Source organism: Acinetobacter sp. YH1901141, assembly GCF_013416935.1.
Lineage (GTDB): Bacteria > Pseudomonadota > Gammaproteobacteria > Pseudomonadales > Moraxellaceae > Acinetobacter > Acinetobacter towneri.
Window position 1 is genome coordinate 18,555 of sequence record NZ_VPEY01000010.1, and the last position, 23,039, is coordinate 41,593.

Below are 23,039 nucleotides of genomic sequence, written 5' to 3' on the forward strand. Positions count from 1 at the left end.
TGAATGAAAGATCTAAACGTATTTATCCGCAGGTTTGAATTTAAATTATTCCCATTTTGTTGCAGCAGTTGGTAGACAACTTGAACCTTTAGTCCAACACTTTTGTCCTTGACTGTTTATAGCTATTGAGCCATTTCCATTTTGAGTACTTGTATTCACAGGTGTTGCAGTTAATATCCAACTATTAGCATTCGGAACTGATAAATCAAATGTATATGTTGAATCTCCTGTCGCAGGAAATACACTTGCTCCATAAATTTTACTATCGGTTAAGCTCACCCCAGAATAAGTTCCATTCGCAGTTTTATACTGCATAAGCTTCTGAGATATTTCCATCATCTTACTTTGAGCATCAACTCTTTTCGTTTTAATCACATATTGCGTATAAGAAGGATAAGCAATCATCGCCAAAATACCAATAATTGCTACAACAATCAAAATCTCTATAAGCGTAAAACCTTGTTTATATTTAACTACCATGTTTCTGTTCCTGGACATGATTGATAAGTCGAGATAGAAGCTTTAGATTTACAACGTATGCCTGTGCTCGTAAATAAATAATTATAATTTTGACTATCTGTTGTTTCCGCCTTTATTGACCAATTTCTCCCCCGCATATCAGCATCCGCTGAGGTGAGAAGCTTTCCAGTATTCATATCTCTTATCGTGATCGAGTACTCTTTTAAGGTAACTTCTGTCATCGGAGCATTACTCCCATATATATAATTGGGATCAAACCCCTTATAACTAAAATTACGAGATTTATGCCTCTCCAATTGCTCTGCAATTTTTTGCATCTCTTGTTCAGCTTGCGATGCTGCAGCTTTACGGGTATAAGCCACATAAGATGGTAAGGCAATAGCAGAAATAATCGCAAGTATCACAACTACCACCATAACCTCAATCAATGTGAATCCATTTTTAAAAGCAACACTATGGCACTTTGCCACAGTGTTACCTTTATTAATACTATTAAGGTGCGACATTTTTTTCATACCATCGTACAGGATTAAGAACACGTAAACATTCCCACTCGCCCGCTCCTTGAAGATTGCCAATCAATGTCAATGTTCCACAACTATTTGTATTTGGACCTCCAGAACCACTGCCCGATCCACCACCTACTGGACCTAAAGTGATACCACGAATACCTGCCCCAAGGACATTCTTATTTTTACCATCTTCAATAATCATGCCCGTACGCTTTTCAGAATCAGTATCCTTTAACCCATTTTTCAAACATACGCCAAACGGTAAGCAATATTGCTGGCGGTTAGATTCACCAACAATTCTTGGTTGGCATGGGTCAGCATCCTCAACACCCGTACCTTCTGGATCATATACAGGAATAAATAAATTTCCTTTGATTGCAATAGGCTCTTCTTCAAATGCTTTTACCCCTCCAGGTGTTCTCCCTGCCACTTCACTACCCAAGTAATTGCTTGAAAGAGAACGATACCAGCCTTGCTTAACACCTGACCCCGTACCTAAAAAGGTATTCCGAATTAGTGATGCATTTAAATTTTGAGGGTTTGGCTGTAATTGGTCCAATGTTATATTTTGAGATTTAAAACTTGTATAGTTACCTCTAATTAATTCAGGCTCAATAAAGTCACGGTCAATCAATCCATAGACTTTATTAGTAGGTCTATTCTGAATAGGATCGAATGGTTTTAAGCTCTCTCGTCCTCGACTTGGAGCAACATCAAGTGGTGTACTACGGTCACCTGATGCAATTCCAACCACAATAAAGGTATCACTCCCTTCATCGTGTATGGTAATCGTTGGTGGCTGATAAAAACGTGGTGCATCACCACTAGCCACAGCCGCACCTGTATTGCTCGTTGCTAAATTTGCAAGACGAATAACATTTTTACCAAAACTACTTGTAGGTGTACCTTTCGCATTATTCAAATCAATACGAAAAACTTGTCCGCCTAAATCACCAAAGTACAAGTGGTCTACTAAACCATCCGCATCACGATCTAAAGTACTAATACGTGATGGAATACTATGGACTAAATTGGCATTATTTAAGTTTGAACCCGTATTACTTGTCCACCATAAACGCTCACCTGTTTGTGCATCTACAATATAAACTGCATTACCTTCCGCAGCAGTTTTATTACAACCACCACCAAACTCAGCAGGATTTGCACTACCTAAGCTAAATCGTGGATATTCATAGCATTGATCATAACCACCGCCAACGATCAAAACACGACGAATTTTATCTTGGTACCGAATATTTGCGAGTACAGGTTTAGACCAAGTTTGCCCCATTCTTGAAAAACCACTCTGATCTGCACCAATTCTAAAAAGTAATTCCGGTTTTCTTGGATTCATCAAATCCATACCATAATAACTTTTTCCGCCCATGCGCATCCCGCCATAAACATTCATTTTTCTGGCAGTTACAACAGACGAACCCGTACCCGTACCTCGTTCCGCTTTATAAGCAGGATCGGCTATCCATGCACCACTAATACCATGTTGTACAGTCCCAGCTTCGCCAAAACGCAATGCTCTGGATGCATCAGGATTATTTAAAATTTCAGATGGAACAAAAACAGTTTGTTCAATACCAGTTCGAGCATCAACCACATGCAAACCACCCTCCATACTGCCATACAAAACCGATTGCTGACGTACCGAGGTTAAATCACCATTGACATCCAACTCACCAGAGTAAGTTAATTGCACTGGGAAAGAGTGAATACTTCCACCTAAACTAATAAAGGGTTGTGTCGGTACGTTTAACTGGGTTGGCAATGCTGTTGGGGTGGTTAAATCTAGGTTATAGCCTAAATAGTTTAAAAGTTTGTATTTCAACAATAATGGAAAATCTTTGAGTACAGCTTGATTGTTAAATTTGTCTAAAATGTACTCGCCGCTCACTGTTGTAGCACCCGATTTTGCAGGTATTTCTAACAATACTCCCTGTGTTGCTGCTGTCAATTGACCAGCAGATACAGAAACAGCATCAGTAAACAAGTTACGGATTGCATTCGGGTTTGCTTGAATTTTAGGCACAGCACGAGTATTTGTTAATGGGTTAGCAGTTATGGCTTCTACTTCTTGTGTTGGCATTGGTAAATTCCAATACACCCCACCCTGATCGACTAATCCACCATCTGCAACACCTGTATTATTCCAAATATCTCGCGTGGTTAAATCAAATTTACCCAATTCAGTAAATACAGTCGTTGCACCATCTGCAAGTGCACCATTTACAATATTATACTTTTTCAGATTACCCGCCCAAACTGAAACAGGCTGTCCAGGATTTGGTGATAAGGCACGTAAATAACCGTAAGGTTGAAATCCATTCGGATTCAGTGCATCTACAGGAACTGAAATTGCACCTGTCGGTAAAGGTTCAATTTTAGTATCCCCCAAGTTTTTAATAAATTGAATAACACTGTCGGTTACTCCTTCTGTAGCTTGTGTCTCAAAATATCCACCATTACCATAGCCAGGCTTAGTCAATCTATGTTCTGTGTCTGCAGTCGGTGAACAAGCATCATTAGAACGACGGTCGTCTTGTGTTCTGGAACTCAACTTACAAGCCTGTTCAACATGAAATTGAGCTAATCCTTTGAAGTCATTACCAAAACCTACAAAAGCTGTTTGAATAGACACCCCTGCTGGGTTTTTAGTTTTATCAAATAAATATTGTGCAAACTCCCCCATACAATGCCAAGCACCAGACCCACTGGAACTTAAGCCAGCATCCGAACAACGAAACCCTGTATCATTGAGCGCTTGTTGCATGATCGGTTCTGCATAACTTGTTCGTGAGTTATTTGCCTCACCATCAGACAAAATATACACCCCTTGACCATCACAACTTTGTCTTTGGGCTGCAGCAGGAAGTGGAGAAATATAATTCAAATCATCACGTATAGCACCTTTTTCTGATTTATTAAACCCACTATAATTGCTATCTTGTGCTTGAACTTCTTCTATATAATACACACCGTCTTGCTCATAGCCATTCGGAATACCAGAAACTTCACTCCACCCAGTAGAAGAACATCGCTGTACTTCATTAATAAAATCTGTAGTTCTCCATGAAGCACATTGATAATGTCGAGTGACATTTTTATAATTGGGTGATGCCGTTTTATAATAATACCCCCATTTATCATAGCAACGATTTCCGTCTAAATTAGGATATGATGTATTTGTACACGAATAACCAACAATTTCAGACTTCGTTTCTGTCTTAAATTTATCCACTTTAATAGTTGCTCGTTTTAAAGTGTTGGTTCCCATCAAATAAGCAGCTGCTTCGGCATAAGCATGAGCAGTTGGAGTCATCCCTAAAGCACTTAAATTAGCTACAGCAGCTTTCAATTTTTGTCTATGATCAGAACCCACTGGTCCCATTTTATCCGCTTCTACTAAAATCTGTCCCGTACGCCCATCACCACTAGACGAATAATTCCCCAAACCTATTTTTGCCTCCCGCAAAGTTACATCATCACTATTCAATAATGCAAACATTCCATCTTTTAAACGTGTTAGTCTAGAATACGCTATTTTGTGATTATTACTATTTACACAATAATCCCTACTATAAGGTTTAGCAGTTGTAGCAGACTCAGAACCAGTGCCATAATAATATAAACGCCCCCTATACTCATATATACATCTATTATTATCATAATCTTCCATCGACCCCGATGTATCCAACATCATCACGATAGTCTTTTGCCCCGCAGTTGGAGTTGCATAAATTTGCAAATCACTGGCTTGTGCCACGGATGCTGTTAACACACAAGTACCCATAAACGACATACAAGCGACAGCCAATGGACGTAAATTCATGTTCTTTAATCCTGAGACACCAGCCAATTTATAAGTTTGCTTTTTCATCATGTTATCCTCTTCATCAAGGATCTTTAGTCTGATTAAAGATCGTCTGCAAGTTAAACTCCTGAGTTTGTGAGTTCACTGGCACGCCAAGTTTTGCCAAACATTTTGCAATCGTTTCAAAGCCGCGTGTATCACCACCTGTATCATCGCTAATATAGCCAACAGACCCACTACCTGTACCAATACAGTTTTGAGCAGCGCTCAGATCATGCGAAAAACTAGGTACAATAGATGTCGTAGTAACACGTACACGTTGTTGTTCAACCACATTTCTAGGCATAATAGTGCCTGAGCTTAGGTTTGTCCCTCGACTCAACAAAGCACCTGGTTTTAAGTCAACAATTGCATCTGTAGGAATAGTTACAGCTACCTGAGTAATTACCGCTTCACGGCTGCTTCCAAAATCTTTATCTAAATCGCAAAAACCGTCGCTACCACCCGATGCTAAACCAGAAGCTTTAGCTGTATTACTCACAGGAGGTCGCTTAACTGCAACACCTAAGGTTGAGCCAAATTTTTCATTAGACATTGGCTTGAAACAAAAGTTGTATTCATTCCCAGGCTCCAACTTACTATCTTGTAATGCATAACCAATCACGCCACTCAAATCAACTAAAGTCGACAAATTACCCGTATATACCTGATTAATTGGCGTATCTGCAGTTTGGCTTAAAAACTGACCAACTTGTGTATGAGTTGAAATATTTAAACTTGACATTGCAACTCTAATTGCTAAAACGCCTACAAATGTCAAGATCAATAAAATCATCATCACAACAATTAGCGTCGCACCACGTTGGGAAGAAAAATTGTGATTGTTGATCATAATGCGTCTCCCAGTCCATTACGTATTGCAATGGTTGTGATATAAGTTCGTCTTAAATGCTTTGTTTGATTTGCCGCAGTAAGAGTTACTGCACGATCAAGCCCCTGAACTGGCTTAGTTTCATCTATTAATTCATTATTAGTGTTATCCATAGATCTTACGACAGCTACAGCTTTTACTGATACAACTCTAGGAAGAGGTTCTCCATTACTACGTGCAGCATTGACGGCAGCAATATAGTCATTAATGCTATAATATGCATAGGTGATATTGGTATGCGTACTATCTTTAGTCATGGTGCCCAAATAAAAACGAAGGTGATCAACTCTAGGCATGATCACCTGCCCTTCATTATTTCCACCAAAGTTTGCAATACCTGCGGCAGAGGTAACACCATGCTTATTTGCATCGCAAGCAAGTGCTAAATCCGTAGCTGCACCATTATTATCTTTTCGCAAGAAATAACGTTGGATCACATATTCACCTGCTTGAACCTCTTCACCTTCGCAATTGAACATTCTGTTTGGTGCGATAAACTGAATCGTTAATTGATCACTGTTTTCAGAAGCGTTCGACCCTAGTCCCTGCCGAGTAACCGATGTTTCACCAATATCTTCAGATATATTGGAATTTGCACCACCTTGTGAAAATACAATCCCTCCCATAGGGGTTGTATTCGTCAACTCAGGGTTACTAATATTTCCATAGTTAGCCAAACGCACATCTCTCGCCACATACTCCAGTCCAAATACGCCACTATCCTGAAGTTCAGCATTAGCTTGTTGAATACGCGTTGAGACAACACCGCCTAGAAACAATTGAGTTGCAGCTGCTGTAATTAACAAACCCAGTGCAAGTGCAACTATGAGTTCAATTAAAGTAAAACCCTTTTGACTATATTTAAGATGATGAGGCTTCTTGTTCATTAGTATGCCTCCATCATTACACATCTCGCATTAGCGACATACACACCCGTTGTACTCATGCACCCCGCATAACTACTGGCAGAAACTGTTGTATCTCCCCATGCTGCAAATAAGCATTGTCTACGCACTGACTGCACCCCAGGACATTGATGCATACTAACTACAACACCTATTTGATTTGCAGCACGTGCAACCAAATAGGCATCATAAGTTGCCATTTGTGCAGGTGTACAAGTTGAATTCAAACAGCTTTTAGGCGCTGAAGGTGCATTCTTCGATGCATACGACCTTACTGCCGCAGGATAACTCCCCTGCCCCTGCGTATTTACACGAATGCTTTCAGTCAACCCACGTAACAACATGACAGATTGAGACTTAACTAAAGCTTCATCGCCCGCATCAATCGCTCGCAATTGCAATGCGGAATAACCTAAAACACCAATAGCCAACAATATTAAGGCAACTAAAACCTCAACCATGCCTACGCCTATCTGATTTTTTTTCATCAGCAAGTTCCTTTAGATTGGCTTAATGTTCCAATTAAAGCCACACTCACAGTTTTACTTTTACCGTTAGAACATACTTCTATTGTTATTGGAGATGAAACTGTCCCATTTGCATTAAAAACAACACCATAGTCTGCAGATTCCACATCCACTTTTTCTGAGATGTTCACAAGCTGTACCCGTTTTTGAGCAATGACCTGATTCACATTTGCCGTAGGCAAAAGCTGAGTGATACAAGCTGTTTCTGTTACGCTTGTTTTAGCTGAATCCTTACTTAAGCAGACTGCAACAGTATTATTCAAAACCATTGCTTGCCTTCTGCTTTCAGAAAATACAGAAACTATTTCATTACTAGCTGTGGTTAAGCGTTGAGATGCAAGAGTATCCAAAAATGATGGAGCAGCAATTGAAGCCACTATCGCCAACACCGCAATGGTCACCATCAACTCAATTAAGGTGAACCCGTTTTCTTTTTTTCGCATACTCCCCCCAAGACACAGACTTTGCCCTATTAAAAATAATAACCAACAACTTTACAAAACCCTCACACTTCAGGATAAAAGGCATAAAAAAACAGATAACCGTCATATAACGGTTATCTGCCTATTTTTAATCAATTTTTAAAGTTTAATATGCTTCGCAGCTTAAGCCTGTGTTACAGGAATACGTAACTCTTTGGGCAAACTAAAGGTAATATTTTCTTCACGTCCAGCCAACTCTTCAGGTGCTGTTGCACCCCAGTCTTGCAAACGCTGAATCACTTGTTTAATTAAAATTTCAGGTGCAGATGCGCCCGCAGTCACACCAATTTTTGTATTTGCTTTAAACCATGCTTGGTTTAATTCATCGGCATTATCCACCAAGTAGGCTTGTTTCCCCATACGCTCTGCAAGTTCGCGTAAACGGTTAGAGTTAGATGAATTTGGCGAACCCACCACCAACACCACATCACATTGATTGGCTAAGTCACGCACTGCGTCCTGACGGTTTTGAGTAGCATAACAAATATCGTCTTTACGTGGCCCTTGAATATTCGGATATTTTTGGCGCAAGGCATCAATCACTTTGGCAGTATCATCAATCGACAAGGTGGTTTGTGTTACAAAAGCCACTTTATCTGGATGCTGAACTGCAAGTGCAGCCACATCATCTTCATCTTCCACCAAATAAATTTCGCCGCCATTTTTCTTGTCGTACTGACCCATCGTCCCTTCAACTTCGGGGTGTCCTTCGTGACCAATTAAAATCGCCTCTGTGCCTTCACGCGCATATTTGGTGACTTCAATATGTACTTTGGTGACCAACGGACAAGTGGCATCAAATACTTTTAAGCCACGACGCTCCGCTTCTTGCTGCACCGCTTTAGATACGCCATGTGCACTAAAAATCACGATATTGTCATCTGGCACTTCGTCCAGCTCATCGACAAAAATCGCACCGCGCTGACGCAAGTCATCTACCACAAATTTGTTGTGAACCACTTCGTGACGCACATAAATAGGTGGGTTAAAACACTCAAGGGCACGATTTACAATCGCAATTGCTCGGTCTACACCTGCACAAAAACCACGTGGATTCGCCAATACAATTTCCATAGAACCCTCTATGTTGAAGTTAAATAGGTGGGATGTTTTAAAATTTATGCCAACAAAAGCCATCTTGGCTATTTTGTTTAAGGGGCGTCTACTCTAAAATAGAGAAGATATTTTATCATATCAGGAAAAATATCATGTCGGGTCTATTGTTTGTCGTTTCTGCCGCTTCAGGAACAGGCAAAACATCCCTCGTTAAAGCCCTGCTTGAGCGTGTGAATAATTTACACGTTTCAGTTTCTCACACAACACGCGGTCAACGTCCCGGCGAACTCGATGGTGTGCATTATCACTTCACGCAAAAACAAGATTTTATCGACTTGGTAGAGCAAGGCGGTTTTATTGAATATGCAGAAGTGTTTGGCAACTATTATGGTACCGCACAAGCCACGGTTAAAGAGCAGTTAGCCAAAGGTCACGATGTGTTACTTGAAATTGACTGGCAAGGCGCTCAGCAAGTACGCAATCTTTTTCCTGAATCGAAGCAAATTTTTATTCTTCCACCAAGTCAGTTTGATTTACGCGAGCGTTTATCTAACCGTGGCACCGATGCTGTCGATGTGATTGAGCATCGTCTAGGCTGCGCAGTTGAAGATATGCAGCAATATGTCAATTTTGACTATGTGATTATTAATGATGACTTTAATAAGGCTCTGCACGATTTAGAATCGGTGATTACGGCTAATCGTTTGGTGATGGCGCAGCAGGCACATCGTCATCAAGCCTTAATTCAAAAGTTAATTAGCCCGCCAAGCGCGTGATTAAAACTTGAGTCTATAAGCAAAGCACCTTATACTGCACAGTCTGTTTAAATTTATTATTCGAACGAGAATTCTTATGGCACGCGTTACCGTTGAAGATTGTTTAGACCATGTAGACAACCGCTTTGAGCTTGTACTAGTGGCAAGCAAGCGCGCGCGTCAATTGGCACGTCAAGGCATAGAACCTACCGTTGAGTGGGACAACGACAAACCTACCGTTGTTGCTTTACGTGAAATTGCAGAAGGTCACGTTTCTAAAGACATTTTGAAACAACGTGATCAAGATTATCAAACTTCGAGTCTTGACCTCGCACTTTCAGCAAATAACTTGAATTTAGATGGTTTTTCTTTCCAATAAGAACGACTTTCTGAAAAAGCCTAGTTTTTTACTAGGCTTTTTTGTTGTCTGAACTTTAATCTTGCGCTAAAAACCGTTATAACATAAGGATTAAGACCTGATTTTAAATGGTCTAATGACCTTATGTTTTGGTACAAAAAAAATTGACAAGTCATGCAATATGCTTTTCATTATAAGGTCTAACTGTAGATTCGTTATCACTTGTATTTTAAAGGGTGTTATATGCCAGGCACGATGGTCAGCCAAGCCAAACAACAGCTTCAAGCCATGATCGAACCTTACCTTAGCGTAAGTGAAGTCGAACAGGTGCTTACGGCTTGCGATTATGCCGAGCATGCGCATGATGGCGTTACCCGTAAAAGTGGTGAACCGTATGTGTTACACCCGATTGCGGTCAGTTGTATTTTGGCGCACATGCGTTTGGATGCTGACACGCTCATTGCTGCCCTATTGCATGACGTCATTGAAGATACTGACTACAGCAAAGATGACATCACAGAAAAATTTGGACGCACCGTTGCCGAACTAGTCGATGGTGTGACCAAACTTAGCCATTCCAGCGATAAGGAATACAACAAGGCCGCATCGTTCCGTAAAATTCTGCAAGCGACCTTACAGGATCCACGTGTCATTATTGTGAAACTGGCAGACCGCTATCACAACATGACCACTTTAGATGCGCTGCGACCAGACAAACGCGCACGTATCGCCCAAGAAACCTTTGATGTATTTGTACCCATGGCACGTATCGTGGGTATGAATGAAATGGCAGATAACCTCGAACATCTGTGTTATCAAAATCTTGATTTAGATATGTATAACGATGTGCAAGCTGCCCTTTTGCACACCAAACCAAAACGCTGCGAATACCAATCTAAATGGGAACAAAATCTTGCCGACCTACTCCAAGACAATCAAATTACCGGTCGGATTAAAAAGAAAAATAACAATATAGAATTACTGCGCCACTTTGTTAAAAACGATATTGATCTACAAGAACTGACCCACAGCCACGCCTTCGAAATTATTTTACAAAGTATTGCTGACTGTGACCGTTTGGCCGATATTTTACGTGACAGCTTTCAGGTCTTACATTATGAAGATCATATCCGTCGCCCACTGCCAGGTGGCAACCAATCGCTAATGATGCGTCTAAAAGGTGAGCAAACCACCTTATCACTCACCATTCAAACCGAATTGATGCGTAAAGCCGCACGTTTTGGCGTGGTCTTGGGTGAAAACGCACCACAAGCTTGTCGTTCTGCCATTCAAGCCTCTATGAAAAGCTTGAATGTGTTGATTGATGGTGAATGTGCCAAAACTACATTTAGCGATTTACTGGATTATCTGCACCAAGAGAAAATTCATGTCTATACCCCACACGGGCATTTACATGAATTGCCGCAAGGCGCCACCGCGGTTGACTTTGCCTATGCAGCCAGTTTGTTCTTAGGTAACCACGCCGTCGGTACAAAAATTAATGGCGAAAGCAAACCGCTGTCAACACCACTCATCAGCGGGCAAGTGGTCGAAATCATCACCGATGTTTTAGCCACACCAAACCCAGATTGGCTGAGTTTTATTAATACCCAAAAAGCCCGTCGTGCCTTACAAAACATTCTGCGTGATCAGGATATTGAAGAACAGCGTTTGGTGGGGCAGCAAGCCCTGAACCGTGCGCTAAAATTGTTTAATCACTCAATTCAAGACCTAACCGAAGCAGATTGGTTAAATGTGTTGCAATGGCGTCATATCGACTCCAAAGACCGTTTATTTGAGCAAATTGCAGTCGGTGATTTATTACCGCAGTTGGTGGCGAACCACATTTACGCTCTCGATCAGGACAGCAGCGAACATTCTGACCGTCTGATTCAGGGCACAGAAGGCATTGACGTGAAATATGCACACTGTTGCAATCCTGTGCTGGGCGACCCGATTCAGGGCAACTTGTCACGTCGTGGTTTGATTGTGCATCGTGCGCGCTGCAACAACTTACTACATGAGCAGCATCAACATCCTGAAAATATCATGCCGCTACAATGGACTTCGGAAGATGTCGATGACGTGAGTTTTACCGCTTACCTCAGCATTGATATGGATATGAATGACGAACAAATTTCCGATTTGATCTATCAATGCCGTAAAGCGAAAACTGGGGTAGAGATGGTGCGCAGCCACGAAGGCAAAACCCATGTCAATATTGTGGTGAATAACCGTAAGCAAATTGCAAAAATTATTCGTGATTTGCGTATGCATTATGGCTTCCCGCGTATTAGCCGTTTAGCACGTCCAATTAGCATTGCCGAAGAAGCCAAAGCCTGTTAAGGGCTTGGCAAGGCAATTTGCCTACACAGTACAGACACTACTTTTCGCATTAGTTACCAATAAGACTACTGTGATGCAGTCTGATGGTCTATGATGTTCGTACATTATTTTAGGAGAAATCAATGTCTCGCCAAGTCATCCATACTGAAAATGCACCTGCAGCAATTGGTACTTACTCTCAAGCCATTTTAGTGGGCAACACTGTTTATTTATCAGGTCAAATTGGTTTAGACCCATACAGCATGGAATTGGTAGAAGGGATTGAAGCGCAAATTCGCCGCGTATTTGACAACTTAAAAGCCGTTTGCGAAGCGGCGGGTGGCTCTTTGGCCGATATCGCCAAGCTCAATATTTTCCTGACCGATTTATCTCACTTCCAATTGGTCAATCAGATTATGGGTGAATATTTTGCACAACCTTACCCTGCGCGTGCAGCCTTAGGTGTGGCCAGCTTACCTAAAGGTGCTTTAGTTGAAATGGATGGCGTGGTGATTATCAATTCATAAGTCATTATCATTCAAATACTTAAAAACAAATAAACGATGCCACCTATTAAGTGGCATTTTTTAATTCAAAAACCCAATTACAATAAATGACTTTTCAAATGATTTTTATTGACAAACGATAATAATTATCAATAATAACTCTTATCTTATTTCATTATTGTGGTTGCATTCATGTACGTTTGCTTATGCCGTGGTATTACAGATCAAGACATTAAAGAAGCCGTTGCCAATGGTGCAGACAGCTATCGTGAAATTCGCGATATGTTTGACTTGGGCACCTGTTGTGGTCGCTGTGCGCCTGAAACTCGCGCCATCATTAGCGATGAAATTGCTCAAATTGCGTCTCGTCTCGCCATTGCTGCATAAATCTCATATTTTCTAATACATTTCCCCACATTTAGTTATTTAAATTTTTACCGTGTTTTTCCTCCCCCGCTTCCGACTACAGCGGGTTTTTCTTGTCTTACATTTCTTAACACCGCCTAGCTAATTGTTTTTGATTGCGATTTTCATTTGCCGTTCTATAAATCACTCGCCATTTTGCCCAGTCTTGTTTAAGATAGAAATATAGATTGCCTTAAGCGGTTTAAGGCAGAAATTGTTGATGGAGTGCTGCAATGAAAGGCAATCGTGATGTGATTAATCAACTCAACCAAGTTTTGTATCATCACCTGACTGCAATTAACCAATATTTTTTACATTCACGTATGTTTAATGATTGGGGCATTGAGCAACTGGGTTCGGCTGAATATAAAGAGTCGATTCGTCAAATGAAACATGCTGACAAAATTATTGAACGTATTTTATTTTTAGAAGGGCTACCAAACTTACAACACTTGGGCAAATTGTATATCGGTCAGCATACAGTTGAAGTTTTGAATTGCGATGTTCGTAAAGTCCAAGAAAATATTGAAGCGATTCAAAAAGCGGTGGTTTTAGCAGAGCAACAATTGGACTATGTAACCCGTGATTTGGTTCAGGAAATTTTAGAGAAAGAAGAAGAATATTTAGATTGGGCAACGACACAACTTGATTTGGTTGAAACTGTGGGTATTGAAAACTATATTCAAAACCAACTCTAAGATTCATCTGGTTTAGATAACTCAAAAGACTGGTTTTCCAGTCTTTTGTTTTTTGGGGCACTTTACCTAAAATTCAGCATCTTGCCTATCTCTAATGAAGAAGCTCTCAATATCAATATATTTTACTTATGCGCATTTTAAATTCTTGGATTTATAAAAAAGTATTTATAACGCAAAAAAATGTTTCATGGGTTGCATCTGTTGATGCAATATCCGAATAATAAAAATTCCATAATCCTGTTTTTTATAAAAAATAGCATGTTGATGATGATCGTGACGGCGTATTCCCTCGCCAATATCTACACATGCATAACCAATCAGCGGTGAACTCACTAACAAATGAAAGGTATTTTCCAAATGTTGCGTGTATTGGTCAGCTTGAGCTACACCAAAATTAAGTAAGGTGTATTCATAAATAGCAGTGAAGTCGTCGACAGCTAAATTTGATAGCTTATACACGATGCTTCTGCTTCACTTGAGCCGCAATATCTTTTAGGCTAAGTGTACTTTCTCCACTGTTCTCACCTGCTTCAATCGCTTGCTTTAAAGCTGCAGTTTGATTTTCTTGCTGCTCCAATAATCTTAGTGCAGATCGCATCACTTCACTGGTTGAACAATAACGTCCAGATTCAATCAGTTTGCTCACAAAGTTATCGAGTTGTGGGCCAATTGTTACACTTGTAGTTCTCGCCATCAGCATGCCTTATTGTGTGAATAGATCATACAATTCTAACACAACCCCCTTTATCTGAACAAAAGTTCAGCATCTCTTTAAATTTTCGCACATGAAATCAATTTTATAATGAATACCCCCTCTCTTTTTAAAGAGAAGTTGGGAGAGATTTTCAACATTGAAAATTTTCACCATATTTGGCTCACTATTTTCAAATCCCCCTCCTTGCGCTACACAAATCAGCGCGGCTTTGCCTCATCCAATAAAGTTGCATAATCTACATTGACCTGCCACAAAGCGCTTAACAACCATAATTGCTTTTTGGCTTCTGCTTCATAACCGTTAAATGCTAATACGCGTGCATATTTCAATAAATCGTAGCGGGTTGGATAATTCAACACAATTTCATGGATATCCTGCAATTGTTCAGGCGTTTGTAGGCTATACGGATTTAATCGAATCCACGCAATGCGGCGGTTAAATTCTTCAAGTACCAAAATACGCTCTTGATGGGTGATTTTTTCAGGTGTCTGTTCATAGCGTACCGACTGATTCAGTTTGGGCACCATCACCTCATAATCACGATAAATCAGCATCAACAACAATGCGCCAAGTACAAAAGTACTGCGTAAATAAATTGGCGATAAAATTAAGCCTTTTAACACACGTTGTGACTGAACCATGCCGATAATAAAACCTACAGGTAGCAAGAAGTAGGCATAGTTTTGTGGAAATTCCAGCATCGCATGCACACTAAATGCACCAACCATCAAAATACCAACAACCGATTCAACCGACTGGGTATATTTATGCAACTGGTAGCCCCAATAGCCCAAATACGCCAAAAATGGCACGCCCAGCAACACACCATTCCAAAGTAAAAAGTCCAAAATGAAATTGTGTGCGCTGCGAATCCACACAGGACCTTGCACAAATTCGCTAATCGTGACATACGCCACACTGGTTTGATGCCAACCATAGCCCCACCACGGTTGATGCTCAATCGCAGCGAGCATTTGCTGCCAAATTGCCAAGCGCGACATATCACCTGTGGCGCGTTGTACCACGTCACGAGATTGCACCGAAAGTTCAGCACTTTGCGAGAGTAATTGACTGAAAGAAGGCGCAATAAAAATCAGCCCAATAAATGCCGCAAACCACAGTAAGCTATAACGCCATTTTATCCGCATCACACCACGGTATTGTTGATAGCCCAAATAGATCAAGAGACACAGCGATGCCAACCATGAAGTCCGTGATTGACTCAGTACCACACCGACCAAAATCATGGCAGCGGCAATCACAATCCACACGGTTTTAAGTTTTTGTTTTTCATATAAATATAGGCATGCCATGAGTGACATTACCAAAAAGGTCGCCATGTTATTGGGTTGGGCGAAGTTGGCATAAGGGCGTTGTCCGATTTTAATATCTACCATAATCGGCAGGTATTGATCGAGTGTGAGCCACTGGCAAATTGCCATGAATGCGGTCATACTTCCCACGCCAAGCAACACATAACTAAAGCCTGTGAAGATGCGTTCACGTTCGCTGTTGTTTTGCGTGAGGTTATAGCCAAAAATGATTGCTAACCAAAAACTAAAGATATACACACTGCTCAGCAAAGCTTTGTCAAAGAAGTAGACTAAGCCAAAGCCCCACTGAATGAAAGGAACACTGCACAGTGCTAGTAATGGCAGGCTGATTTTAGGTATCTGTAATTTTTCTTTGAATAGACAGGCTGCAAGGGCAAACAGAGCAAAAAATGCGTAAAGTTCGCCTGTATAAGTGACCCACGGGCGGTAGTGAATGGGCAATAGCCATGCAAGGGAGAGGAGGATGGCAGCCAAAAGTAGCAATGCAGATTTCATAAGAAAAACAGACTAAAAAACTGGCTCTATCTTATATTTTTTTTGGCAAGATGATAGTGCTTTGTGTAGCAAGCTTGATTGGAATTCTACCCTTTTTTGAAGTGGGATAATTGCATGGGAAATACTGAAATTCCCCATTTTTAATCTAAGTAATTATTGCCACGGTCTTAGGTCTACTATTTTGATGATAGATGCGGATTCTTTATTGACTAAGACCACCATATCTAGGGTATTGGCTTTCAAAGGTAACCACGCATCTGCTTTTGGATACATTCCAAAAGTCACTTTATATGGACACGCTCCAAACTGTTGAATTCTATTCATTTACTCATTTTTATATTTTGTCCATATAGACATGCTTTTATAACGACAAATTTTTCACGTTTGTCCATATCCTCAAAAAATGCGTAAAGTGTTAAAAACGTGTTTTAGTCCGCCTAATTAAAAATGAGCAGTCACCAAAATATATTTTTTGTATTCATACCGACCTTAAAATTTTATGTTTGTTATGCGTCATGCGAAATATAAAAAATTTTATGCTCAAAAGGAGATGAATGATGACCAACCACGAGTTTATAGAAATACATCTAGATGCTGAAACAAAGCAATTGGCATAACGAACTGCCGCTACTCTGGGTTACGCTACACTCACCGAATTTTTTATTTAATTCAAAATCACGCACCGCAAGTTTTACAAGAACAGGTTCATATTCAGTTAAGTCATACTCAGTTCGAGCAATGTGTTGAAGTATGTCAAACTCAAAATAAGGTTCCTACCCGATTAAAACAGGCTGCCCAGCGTTTAGATAAAGAAAATTTTTAAGGAGCAGAAATGAAAGTCATTACATGTGCTGAGCTACAAGATAATTTAGCGGATATACTCGATTACGTTATAGACGATCATGCACCTGTACTTGTTAATAGAGAAGATAAACAAGCCGTGGTGATAATAAGTCTAGATGATTGTAATGCCTTTAAAGAAACAGCGTACCTACTCAAAAGTCCTGCCAATCCAAAACAGTTACGCGACTCAATTGCGCAAATTGAAGCAACTGAAACAACGTGTCATAAACTCAGTAAAGAGTGAGATTGAGATGCACTGATAATGGCAGAAATAGCGCATATACCCAGAAAATTTCAAGCGATAGACTTCAACATAAAGAACGACATCACAACACATAAAAAAGCACAACCGAATATATGTGATACACATCACACAATGACAATATTTGTCCAAAGTATAAAATTCAACCTGACAAAATTTGTCACTTTTTAACAAAAATATACAGTCGAATTAAAAGTCTTAAATTTTTTATGTGTAAGGTGCTGTTTTTCTGTGTAAATTGTCTATAATAAAAGTTGGCACGTTTAGTGCTACTATTAAAATAGCTTACAAAGCTTATAACTAAATTAACAACATTTGTGGAGAATGTTTATGAACGCTCAAAAAGGCTTTACGCTCATCGATACTCCATAAGTGTCCATATAAAATGAACAATCCATAAGTTAGTCGATATGGACATCATTAAAGTAGATCATAAATAATAAGCCAACTATGAAGCATAGATATTACTTCAGCCTTCTTTTGATACTCTCCTCGTTTAGCCATGCACAAGAATTAGACTTGATTCAATATTCAGATATTTCGACAGTTCCTCAAATTGCTTCTAATCAAAAAATCCAAACAGAACTTCAAGCATTGTTAAAACATGATTACCCAAAATTCCAAGCTAATTTTGAACATTATTCAGCGCCATATTTATTGAAAACAGACGAAGCTTTGTATTATGAAGGTAGGTCTGCATCTAGTTTAGATGCTTCATCGGCGATTGTTTTTAAAGATGGACGATTGTTTGCTGCAATTTATTTTGCTGAAACTAAGGTGCTAAAATATTTCAGTAATGACGCGAGTTGTTCAAAACAGTTACATCCTGCGATTCAAGTCTTTGCTCAGCAGCGTGAAATTCAAAGTATTGAGTATCAGACAGCTAGAGCGGATAGCGCTTTAAAATATCATCTTGGTTCGCCTGCTCAATGTGAGGCTTATATAGAAAAACTAAAGAAAGGAAACACAAGCTTTTTGAAAACTAAACCAAGATGAAAAATCTATAATGGCTCAATGGAAAGGTACGTGAGTCGTATAAAATAAATGGGGGAATATTTTTCCTTCAATAAGCTCAGGAAACTGTTGGCTGAGATTTCGGCGTGAGCTTAGTCGGATGCTTGTCGAAGCCATTGTGTGACAATATACTCCTATGGACTAATTTATACTCAACTTGCACAAATTGTGTTGTGTTACGTATGTAAAAAGTTGAAATTGTTAAAAAAATAGGATAACTAAAAATGCAATCGACTGAATTAAAACAATTACCAGACTGGTTATTAGAACAGTTACCCCAAATGACTGAACCAGCAATTTTATCACTGCGGGATACGAAACTTGTTGTCACTTACCCTGATCGTACGGAAACAATTCACGATAGCTTAAAAGACGTACAACATCAGATCCATCATGTCAAATCGACAGATTTACAAATTCTACCAGAGATTTATCAATATTTTGGTGAAGATAAAGAAAATGGTGGCCTATTTTTTAAAACCTCTAAACATCTTTTTAGTCGTTTGTCTTCCTATACCGATCAAAATAAATTTGAGCATTTACGATCTGCTTTACAGACTGCCTTTGAAAATGAGCAAGCATATCTCGCAAATCCAACGGACTTTTTAACTGCCTATCATTTTATTGATACACACCCAGCCTTTTGGACGGTTACTGGCGATGTACCATCATGGTACTGGAATACATGGGGACATTGCCAAAATGTGTATCACGGTGTATATGAAGATGATGGGAAATTAGTGATTTATTTAGAGACTGGCTCACATCTCAATAAAGTAGAAGATGGTGGTAAATTATACCAAGAGCATTATCATGATTATCGTTTAGATGTTTGGGCAGATACGTTTGAACAGGCGTTTATCAAATTGGCGGCAATGGTGTATAAGTTTTTTGACCATCAAGGTTTTGAGCGTCCAGATGTGCCACATATAAAACCAGCATGGGTTCTGGAGCTTGATGAACAAATTGCAGAATTTAAAGAATGGAAAGATGAGGAGCTGTGAGTATTCACTCTTAGAGGAACGTCCACGAGTTGTTAAAATATGTCGTTTAAAACTTCTGTCAATGTTTGATTATTGTTACGATTGATCAATCTGGCAGACATGCCAAATGTTGTTGGCCCTGTAAAATATGCAAGTGCTGTATCCCCAATAAATAAAACTTCTGAAGCTTGGCAATCTATTTGGTCAATGAGTGATTGATAGATTTTTGGCTCAGGTTTAATTGCAGCAACTTCATAACTCCAAGCATAGGCATCAAGGGGCGGTAATAATGAAGAAACAATTTCTCCATATGGCATAGCTAAATTTGAGCATAATGCCAATTTAATCCCTAATCTATGTAATTCTTCCAGAGGTGATAAGGTATCTTCATACAGTGTAATAGAAAGTAACTCTTCATCTAAATCATGCTCAAGTTCTTGCAGAAATTGGTCTGGAATATTTACTACTAATCGCTTTGCAAGCTTTGCCAAATTTAAATTGTGGGACATAATGAAATTGGCATCATCAGGTTCTGGTTGTCGCCCATTTTCTTTTGCCATTTCATTAATCCTCTATATGGGGAGCGTCTTTCCTCTATTTTTACAAGTGTACCAAACACGTCAAAAGCAATGACCGATGGTTCAATATGACTTGCTTTTATCGATGAATCCATATTTTTACAACCAATTATGTTTCACTTTTAATCGAGATTACAACAAGAGGGGCAGTTAAAAATTAAGGGAGATATTTGATATCTCCCTTTGTTTATTTTATTCACTAAAGTTTGCAAACATGACTTTGGGAAAATTTTTCATAAAGTGTCGACGAACATGACTAAAATCATTGAGATCGTGTTGAGCCTTCGAGAAATGATTGACCCACGCTAAAATTGCATCTTGATCATTCAAATTTGGATTTACATTTAGGAACAGTGCCAAATTGAAAGTGCGATCAATATTAAACTCTTTAATCAGTGTGATAGCAGTTGAGTGAACCTCTTCTGAGACTGCGAATTTTTGCGAAAAAAAGTGATTCATAGCTAAGCTTCCTGAGAAACAATATATAATGATATTTAAGAAGGTTAATTTGTTTCTTAAAAATGTAAAATAACCTGCTGTAAGTTAAAATTAACATGAGAAAAGATATATATCAAGTTAAAATAACTCTCAGTAGGTTAAAATTTAATTCTATAGGTTGTTATGATTAGATGTAGATTGTCCGCTTTGATGGGCGAGCGTAAGATTTTGAAGTTAAGTGATGTGGCACATGCGACAGGTATTAACCGTAATACCTTGACGAGTTTGTATTATGATCGTGCGATTCGGATTGAACTTACGGTTGCTAATACCTTGTGTAAATATTTTAATTGCACCATGCAGGACTTGTTTGAATATAGCAATGAACCTGAAAAAAAGGATGACATTTAATAAATGCCATCCTTTTTTTAAAGTGGAATCGGATGTTTTAAATACAATTCAGGATCTGTCCAAATTGCCTGAATATATTCTTTTTCATCGAAATCACGAAGCATTCTTGCCCTTAACTCATCAAAACCATCCCAATAATCTAAAGTTCTATCAGGAAGTCTATCTGCTAAATCTTCGACCCAAGGAATATGATGTAATTTTTCTGCAATGGTTAAGGGGTGAACTTTTCCAGTCAAAATAAGTTTAAACTGCTCTTCTGAAAGCAGATGACTATATACATTCACCTTGGCTTTGTAATATCGCAACAGTACTTTGGTCAATAAGCAAAAATATAACAATGAGTTATATCCACCAACGCCATTCTCATCACTGATATGGTATGGAGGATAAAAAGCTTCAACTGCATAATTTTCATAAATTTTAAGAATAATTAGTTGCCCAGTATCTGATAGTTCGCGAATAAACTTTATTTCTTTCACTTTTGAATGATTTAAATATTCATTATTTGGATTTGAGCCTACGAGCAGTTTTATATCCTGATCTAAATATTCATTCAAACGTATATGTTGAATATCATATGGGGTTTGTTTGCCGAAGAATAACCAGTTGGGATTTGCTGAAGTATGTTGTGCTATTTTTTCCAATTGTCCGAAGGTAGGTTCTAACTCTGCTCTAAACCATGCTTCAGCTTCATCAGCCGTATTTTCACCTATTTCAAAGGCCAATTCAGCAATTGTAAATTCTCTAAAATGATGAATTTTTTTTAATTCACTTAAGACAAAATTTAAACGCTCAGCGACTACTTTTTTTCGTTCTGTGGGTGAGCGCGATCGCAAAAAATTCTCAACAATTTTTGCAGCTTCAACTTGGATATTGTCATTCATGACGAATGAATCATAAAGCCGAGAAGTTGCTTCGGCATTGATAGAACGTTGATTGGCTTTCGCAGCAGCATCAACTTTATTTTTTAACTCTTCGGGAATTCGAAGGTTAAATTGAATGTCTTTTTTACCCATATATTCCACGAATAGTAGAAATTTTAATACTAGCATTATGCTATAAAAAAATAGTTGACATAAGTGTTAGCATATTGCTATGTTAGTGAAATGCTAACAAATGATTAATTGCATATGAAACAAACAAATCTACGCTTACCCATAGACTTGGTTTCTTGGGTCAAACAAATGGCAAAGAAAAGGCATCAGTCCATGAATGCTTTTTTTATTACAGAATTGGAACGATTAAGAAAGGAGGAACAGAGTGAATTGACAAAAAAGTAATTATTTTCATTCGGCAAAAAGTATAAAAGCCCATGCGGGAACATGAGCTCTTATAGATTGTCTTGATTGGTGTTCAGACAATTACATTTTGATGAATAGGGGCATTTTTGTCAATTCTATCTTAAGGTGGCTTTTTGCCTGTTTTTTTAATAAACAGGAGGCTCAAATGAGCAATAAACTTAAAAATGGTCAGTCACGTTACCAGTCTAAAGCTAAAGTCGAGACCATAAAAAAATTTCAGTTACTGATGTTGGTTAAGGCAACCCGTTGTTTAAATGATGCAGAGTTCGAAAAATATGGTGATGCTTACCTTGAGTTTCCCGTGATTATTCAGGGAGATGGCAGCCCATCAGAAATTTTTAATTTGTATTTGCTGAAAAGACTACAGCAAACAGTGCAGTATGATTTTAAAACATTTGCTTCGATTGCAAATCAATTGGTTGATTTTCAGCGGTTTCTTGAAGATGAACAGCTTGACTGTTTAAAGTTTCATAAATTGAAACAACAAAGCGCAATTTTTAAATATCGTTTTCGTCTTATCGAGCAGGTGCATGCGGGTCTCATTTCAACACATTCAGCAAGTGGTCGAATTAATACGATAGTGGACTTTTATCGATTTCTCGTCACGGAAGATTTGGTTGATCATCAGCGCTATGGCTTATCCTTTCAAGATGTGTACAAATATATTGTGTTAGAAACGCAATTTGGCGCACGAAGAAGCATAGCAATTAGGTCACATGATCTTGCAATCCATATTCCAGCTAAAGCTCCGAATTCTGATTGGAATGATTTATTAGATACAAACCAGAAATTACAGCAAAGAAGAAAGTATAGGAGATGCACTAATATTTTAACAAAGTAATTATTTTCACTCGGCAAAAAGTATAAAGGCCCATGCGGGAACATGAGCTCTTATAGATTGT

25 protein-coding genes and 3 pseudogenes are annotated in these 23,039 nt (G+C 39.0%); 13 read left to right on the forward strand and 15 right to left on the reverse strand.

Features of this window, described 5'->3' with window-relative positions:
• Positions 1-45: 45 nt before the first annotated feature.
• The 8 genes from FTV52_RS07310 to ispH all read right to left on the reverse strand — a co-directional run bounded on the left by FTV52_RS07310 (position 46) and on the right by ispH (position 8,734).
• On the reverse strand, positions 46-480 hold the full coding sequence (locus tag FTV52_RS07310) for a type IV pilin protein (protein ID WP_154320273.1): 435 nt from the start codon (positions 478-480) through the stop codon (positions 46-48).
• Positions 474-986, reverse strand: a complete 513-nt coding sequence (locus FTV52_RS07315; protein WP_178866805.1) for a type IV pilin protein — start codon at positions 984-986, stop codon at positions 474-476. The genes FTV52_RS07310 and FTV52_RS07315 overlap by 7 nt, the downstream gene beginning before the upstream one ends.
• A complete protein-coding gene (locus FTV52_RS07320; RefSeq protein WP_179990376.1) occupies positions 973-4,833 on the reverse strand; it encodes a PilC/PilY family type IV pilus protein in 3,861 nt (1,286 codons plus the stop codon). The genes FTV52_RS07315 and FTV52_RS07320 overlap by 14 nt, the downstream gene beginning before the upstream one ends.
• A gap of 64 nt (positions 4,834-4,897) precedes the next feature.
• On the reverse strand, positions 4,898-5,707 hold the full coding sequence (locus FTV52_RS07325; RefSeq protein ID WP_179990378.1) for a hypothetical protein: 810 nt from the start codon (positions 5,705-5,707) through the stop codon (positions 4,898-4,900).
• Positions 5,704-6,633 carry a PilW family protein gene (locus FTV52_RS07330; RefSeq protein ID WP_257221691.1) on the reverse strand — a complete coding sequence of 310 codons (930 nt, stop codon included), beginning with the start codon at positions 6,631-6,633 and terminating at the stop codon, positions 5,704-5,706. The genes FTV52_RS07325 and FTV52_RS07330 overlap by 4 nt, the downstream gene beginning before the upstream one ends.
• Positions 6,633-7,139: a type IV pilus modification protein PilV gene (gene pilV, locus FTV52_RS07335; RefSeq protein ID WP_178866799.1), complete on the reverse strand. Its 507-nt coding sequence runs from the start codon at positions 7,137-7,139 to the stop codon at positions 6,633-6,635. Before pilV ends, FTV52_RS07330 begins: the two co-directional genes overlap by 1 nt.
• Positions 7,139-7,621: a GspH/FimT family pseudopilin gene (locus FTV52_RS07340; protein WP_179990470.1), complete on the reverse strand. Its 483-nt coding sequence runs from the start codon at positions 7,619-7,621 to the stop codon at positions 7,139-7,141. The genes pilV and FTV52_RS07340 overlap by 1 nt, the downstream gene beginning before the upstream one ends.
• Before the next feature lie 162 nt (positions 7,622-7,783).
• Positions 7,784-8,734 carry a 4-hydroxy-3-methylbut-2-enyl diphosphate reductase gene (ispH, locus tag FTV52_RS07345; protein ID WP_016658473.1) on the reverse strand — a complete coding sequence of 317 codons (951 nt, stop codon included), beginning with the start codon at positions 8,732-8,734 and terminating at the stop codon, positions 7,784-7,786.
• 134 nt (positions 8,735-8,868) lie between these two features.
• Here ispH and gmk point away from each other — a divergent pair, with 134 nt between their 5' ends.
• From gmk to bfr, 6 genes are all read left to right on the forward strand, one after another.
• Positions 8,869-9,492: a guanylate kinase gene (gmk, locus tag FTV52_RS07350; RefSeq protein ID WP_004974513.1), complete on the forward strand. Its 624-nt coding sequence runs from the start codon at positions 8,869-8,871 to the stop codon at positions 9,490-9,492.
• 76 nt (positions 9,493-9,568) lie between these two features.
• Entirely contained in the window at positions 9,569-9,850 is a 282-nt protein-coding gene (gene rpoZ / locus FTV52_RS07355) for a DNA-directed RNA polymerase subunit omega (RefSeq protein WP_004809957.1), read from the forward strand.
• 222 nt (positions 9,851-10,072) lie between these two features.
• Positions 10,073-12,175, forward strand: a complete 2,103-nt coding sequence (locus FTV52_RS07360; RefSeq protein ID WP_179990382.1) for a bifunctional (p)ppGpp synthetase/guanosine-3',5'-bis(diphosphate) 3'-pyrophosphohydrolase — start codon at positions 10,073-10,075, stop codon at positions 12,173-12,175.
• A 122-nt stretch (positions 12,176-12,297) separates the two neighbouring features.
• Complete coding sequence (locus FTV52_RS07365; protein WP_004809961.1) at positions 12,298-12,681, forward strand: RidA family protein; 384 nt, start codon at positions 12,298-12,300, stop codon at positions 12,679-12,681.
• Positions 12,682-12,852: 171 nt separating this feature from the next.
• Positions 12,853-13,047, forward strand: a complete 195-nt coding sequence (locus FTV52_RS07370; RefSeq protein ID WP_131260630.1) for a bacterioferritin-associated ferredoxin — start codon at positions 12,853-12,855, stop codon at positions 13,045-13,047.
• Positions 13,048-13,298: 251 nt separating this feature from the next.
• Entirely contained in the window at positions 13,299-13,763 is a 465-nt protein-coding gene (gene bfr / locus FTV52_RS07375) for a bacterioferritin (RefSeq protein ID WP_179990384.1), read from the forward strand.
• 165 nt (positions 13,764-13,928) lie between these two features.
• Here the strand turns inward: bfr and FTV52_RS07380 are convergent, their stop codons facing one another.
• From FTV52_RS07380 to FTV52_RS14715, 4 genes and pseudogenes are all read right to left on the reverse strand, one after another.
• Positions 13,929-14,222 carry a type II toxin-antitoxin system RelE/ParE family toxin gene (locus FTV52_RS07380; protein WP_070153485.1) on the reverse strand — a complete coding sequence of 98 codons (294 nt, stop codon included), beginning with the start codon at positions 14,220-14,222 and terminating at the stop codon, positions 13,929-13,931.
• Positions 14,215-14,457, reverse strand: coding sequence for a type II toxin-antitoxin system ParD family antitoxin (locus tag FTV52_RS07385; protein WP_179990386.1), 243 nt, complete (start codon positions 14,455-14,457; stop codon positions 14,215-14,217). Before FTV52_RS07385 ends, FTV52_RS07380 begins: the two co-directional genes overlap by 8 nt.
• A gap of 218 nt (positions 14,458-14,675) precedes the next feature.
• Positions 14,676-16,307, reverse strand: a complete 1,632-nt coding sequence (locus tag FTV52_RS07390) for a PglL family O-oligosaccharyltransferase (RefSeq protein WP_179990388.1) — start codon at positions 16,305-16,307, stop codon at positions 14,676-14,678.
• 153 nt (positions 16,308-16,460) lie between these two features.
• A pseudogene (locus tag FTV52_RS14715) lies at positions 16,461-16,577 on the reverse strand (type IV pilin accessory protein); the annotation flags it as partial.
• Between the two features lie 439 nt (positions 16,578-17,016).
• Here FTV52_RS14715 and FTV52_RS14720 point away from each other — a divergent pair.
• From FTV52_RS14720 to FTV52_RS07410, 4 genes are all read left to right on the forward strand, one after another.
• Positions 17,017-17,130, forward strand: a complete 114-nt coding sequence (locus FTV52_RS14720; protein ID WP_373683416.1) for a hypothetical protein — start codon at positions 17,017-17,019, stop codon at positions 17,128-17,130.
• A gap of 9 nt (positions 17,131-17,139) precedes the next feature.
• Positions 17,140-17,394, forward strand: coding sequence for a type II toxin-antitoxin system Phd/YefM family antitoxin (locus FTV52_RS07400; protein ID WP_179990390.1), 255 nt, complete (start codon positions 17,140-17,142; stop codon positions 17,392-17,394).
• A 468-nt stretch (positions 17,395-17,862) separates the two neighbouring features.
• Positions 17,863-18,408: a hypothetical protein gene (locus FTV52_RS07405; RefSeq protein WP_179990412.1), complete on the forward strand. Its 546-nt coding sequence runs from the start codon at positions 17,863-17,865 to the stop codon at positions 18,406-18,408.
• 242 nt (positions 18,409-18,650) lie between these two features.
• Positions 18,651-19,430, forward strand: a complete 780-nt coding sequence (locus tag FTV52_RS07410; RefSeq protein ID WP_179990414.1) for a hypothetical protein — start codon at positions 18,651-18,653, stop codon at positions 19,428-19,430.
• Positions 19,431-19,462: 32 nt separating this feature from the next.
• On the opposite strand, the pseudogene FTV52_RS07415 reads toward FTV52_RS07410, so the two are convergent.
• A pseudogene (locus tag FTV52_RS07415) lies at positions 19,463-20,082 on the reverse strand (HAD family hydrolase).
• 97 nt (positions 20,083-20,179) lie between these two features.
• On the reverse strand, positions 20,180-20,446 hold the full coding sequence (locus FTV52_RS07420) for a hypothetical protein (protein WP_179990416.1): 267 nt from the start codon (positions 20,444-20,446) through the stop codon (positions 20,180-20,182).
• Positions 20,447-20,608: 162 nt separating this feature from the next.
• Here FTV52_RS07420 and FTV52_RS07425 point away from each other — a divergent pair, with 162 nt between their 5' ends.
• Positions 20,609-20,836: a helix-turn-helix transcriptional regulator gene (locus FTV52_RS07425; protein WP_179990418.1), complete on the forward strand. Its 228-nt coding sequence runs from the start codon at positions 20,609-20,611 to the stop codon at positions 20,834-20,836.
• 17 nt (positions 20,837-20,853) lie between these two features.
• Here FTV52_RS07425 and FTV52_RS07430 read toward each other — a convergent pair whose 3' ends face one another.
• Positions 20,854-21,852: an Arc family DNA-binding protein gene (locus FTV52_RS07430; RefSeq protein ID WP_179990420.1), complete on the reverse strand. Its 999-nt coding sequence runs from the start codon at positions 21,850-21,852 to the stop codon at positions 20,854-20,856.
• Positions 21,853-21,966: 114 nt separating this feature from the next.
• On the opposite strand from FTV52_RS07430, the gene FTV52_RS07435 reads away from it, so the two are divergent.
• Together FTV52_RS07435 and FTV52_RS07440 are read left to right on the forward strand one after the other, a co-directional pair.
• Positions 21,967-22,116, forward strand: coding sequence for an Arc family DNA-binding protein (locus FTV52_RS07435; protein WP_035272082.1), 150 nt, complete (start codon positions 21,967-21,969; stop codon positions 22,114-22,116).
• 166 nt (positions 22,117-22,282) lie between these two features.
• Positions 22,283-22,897, forward strand: a pseudogene (locus tag FTV52_RS07440) (site-specific integrase); the annotation flags it as partial.
• Positions 22,898-23,039 lie beyond the last annotated feature (142 nt).

Coding starts and splice junctions, on each gene's coding strand:
- FTV52_RS07310 (WP_154320273.1), bottom strand. CDS start 480: ATGGTAGTTAAATATAAACAAGGTTTTACGCTTATAGAGATTTTGATT.
- FTV52_RS07315 (WP_178866805.1), bottom strand. CDS start 986: ATGTCGCACCTTAATAGTATTAATAAAGGTAACACTGTGGCAAAGTGC.
- FTV52_RS07320 (WP_179990376.1), bottom strand. CDS start 4,833: ATGAATTTACGTCCATTGGCTGTCGCTTGTATGTCGTTTATGGGTACT.
- FTV52_RS07325 (WP_179990378.1), bottom strand. CDS start 5,707: ATGATCAACAATCACAATTTTTCTTCCCAACGTGGTGCGACGCTAATT.
- FTV52_RS07330 (WP_257221691.1), bottom strand. CDS start 6,633: ATGAACAAGAAGCCTCATCATCTTAAATATAGTCAAAAGGGTTTTACT.
- pilV (WP_178866799.1), bottom strand. CDS start 7,139: ATGAAAAAAAATCAGATAGGCGTAGGCATGGTTGAGGTTTTAGTTGCC.
- FTV52_RS07340 (WP_179990470.1), bottom strand. CDS start 7,621: ATGCGAAAAAAAGAAAACGGGTTCACCTTAATTGAGTTGATGGTGACC.
- ispH (WP_016658473.1), bottom strand. CDS start 8,734: ATGGAAATTGTATTGGCGAATCCACGTGGTTTTTGTGCAGGTGTAGAC.
- gmk (WP_004974513.1), top strand. CDS start 8,869: ATGTCGGGTCTATTGTTTGTCGTTTCTGCCGCTTCAGGAACAGGCAAA.
- rpoZ (WP_004809957.1), top strand. CDS start 9,569: ATGGCACGCGTTACCGTTGAAGATTGTTTAGACCATGTAGACAACCGC.
- FTV52_RS07360 (WP_179990382.1), top strand. CDS start 10,073: ATGCCAGGCACGATGGTCAGCCAAGCCAAACAACAGCTTCAAGCCATG.
- FTV52_RS07365 (WP_004809961.1), top strand. CDS start 12,298: ATGTCTCGCCAAGTCATCCATACTGAAAATGCACCTGCAGCAATTGGT.
- FTV52_RS07370 (WP_131260630.1), top strand. CDS start 12,853: ATGTACGTTTGCTTATGCCGTGGTATTACAGATCAAGACATTAAAGAA.
- bfr (WP_179990384.1), top strand. CDS start 13,299: ATGAAAGGCAATCGTGATGTGATTAATCAACTCAACCAAGTTTTGTAT.
- FTV52_RS07385 (WP_179990386.1), bottom strand. CDS start 14,457: ATGGCGAGAACTACAAGTGTAACAATTGGCCCACAACTCGATAACTTT.
- FTV52_RS07390 (WP_179990388.1), bottom strand. CDS start 16,307: ATGAAATCTGCATTGCTACTTTTGGCTGCCATCCTCCTCTCCCTTGCA.
- FTV52_RS07400 (WP_179990390.1), top strand. CDS start 17,140: ATGAAAGTCATTACATGTGCTGAGCTACAAGATAATTTAGCGGATATA.
- FTV52_RS07405 (WP_179990412.1), top strand. CDS start 17,863: ATGAAGCATAGATATTACTTCAGCCTTCTTTTGATACTCTCCTCGTTT.
- FTV52_RS07410 (WP_179990414.1), top strand. CDS start 18,651: ATGCAATCGACTGAATTAAAACAATTACCAGACTGGTTATTAGAACAG.
- FTV52_RS07420 (WP_179990416.1), bottom strand. CDS start 20,446: ATGAATCACTTTTTTTCGCAAAAATTCGCAGTCTCAGAAGAGGTTCAC.
- FTV52_RS07425 (WP_179990418.1), top strand. CDS start 20,609: ATGATTAGATGTAGATTGTCCGCTTTGATGGGCGAGCGTAAGATTTTG.
- FTV52_RS07430 (WP_179990420.1), bottom strand. CDS start 21,852: ATGGGTAAAAAAGACATTCAATTTAACCTTCGAATTCCCGAAGAGTTA.
- FTV52_RS07435 (WP_035272082.1), top strand. CDS start 21,967: ATGAAACAAACAAATCTACGCTTACCCATAGACTTGGTTTCTTGGGTC.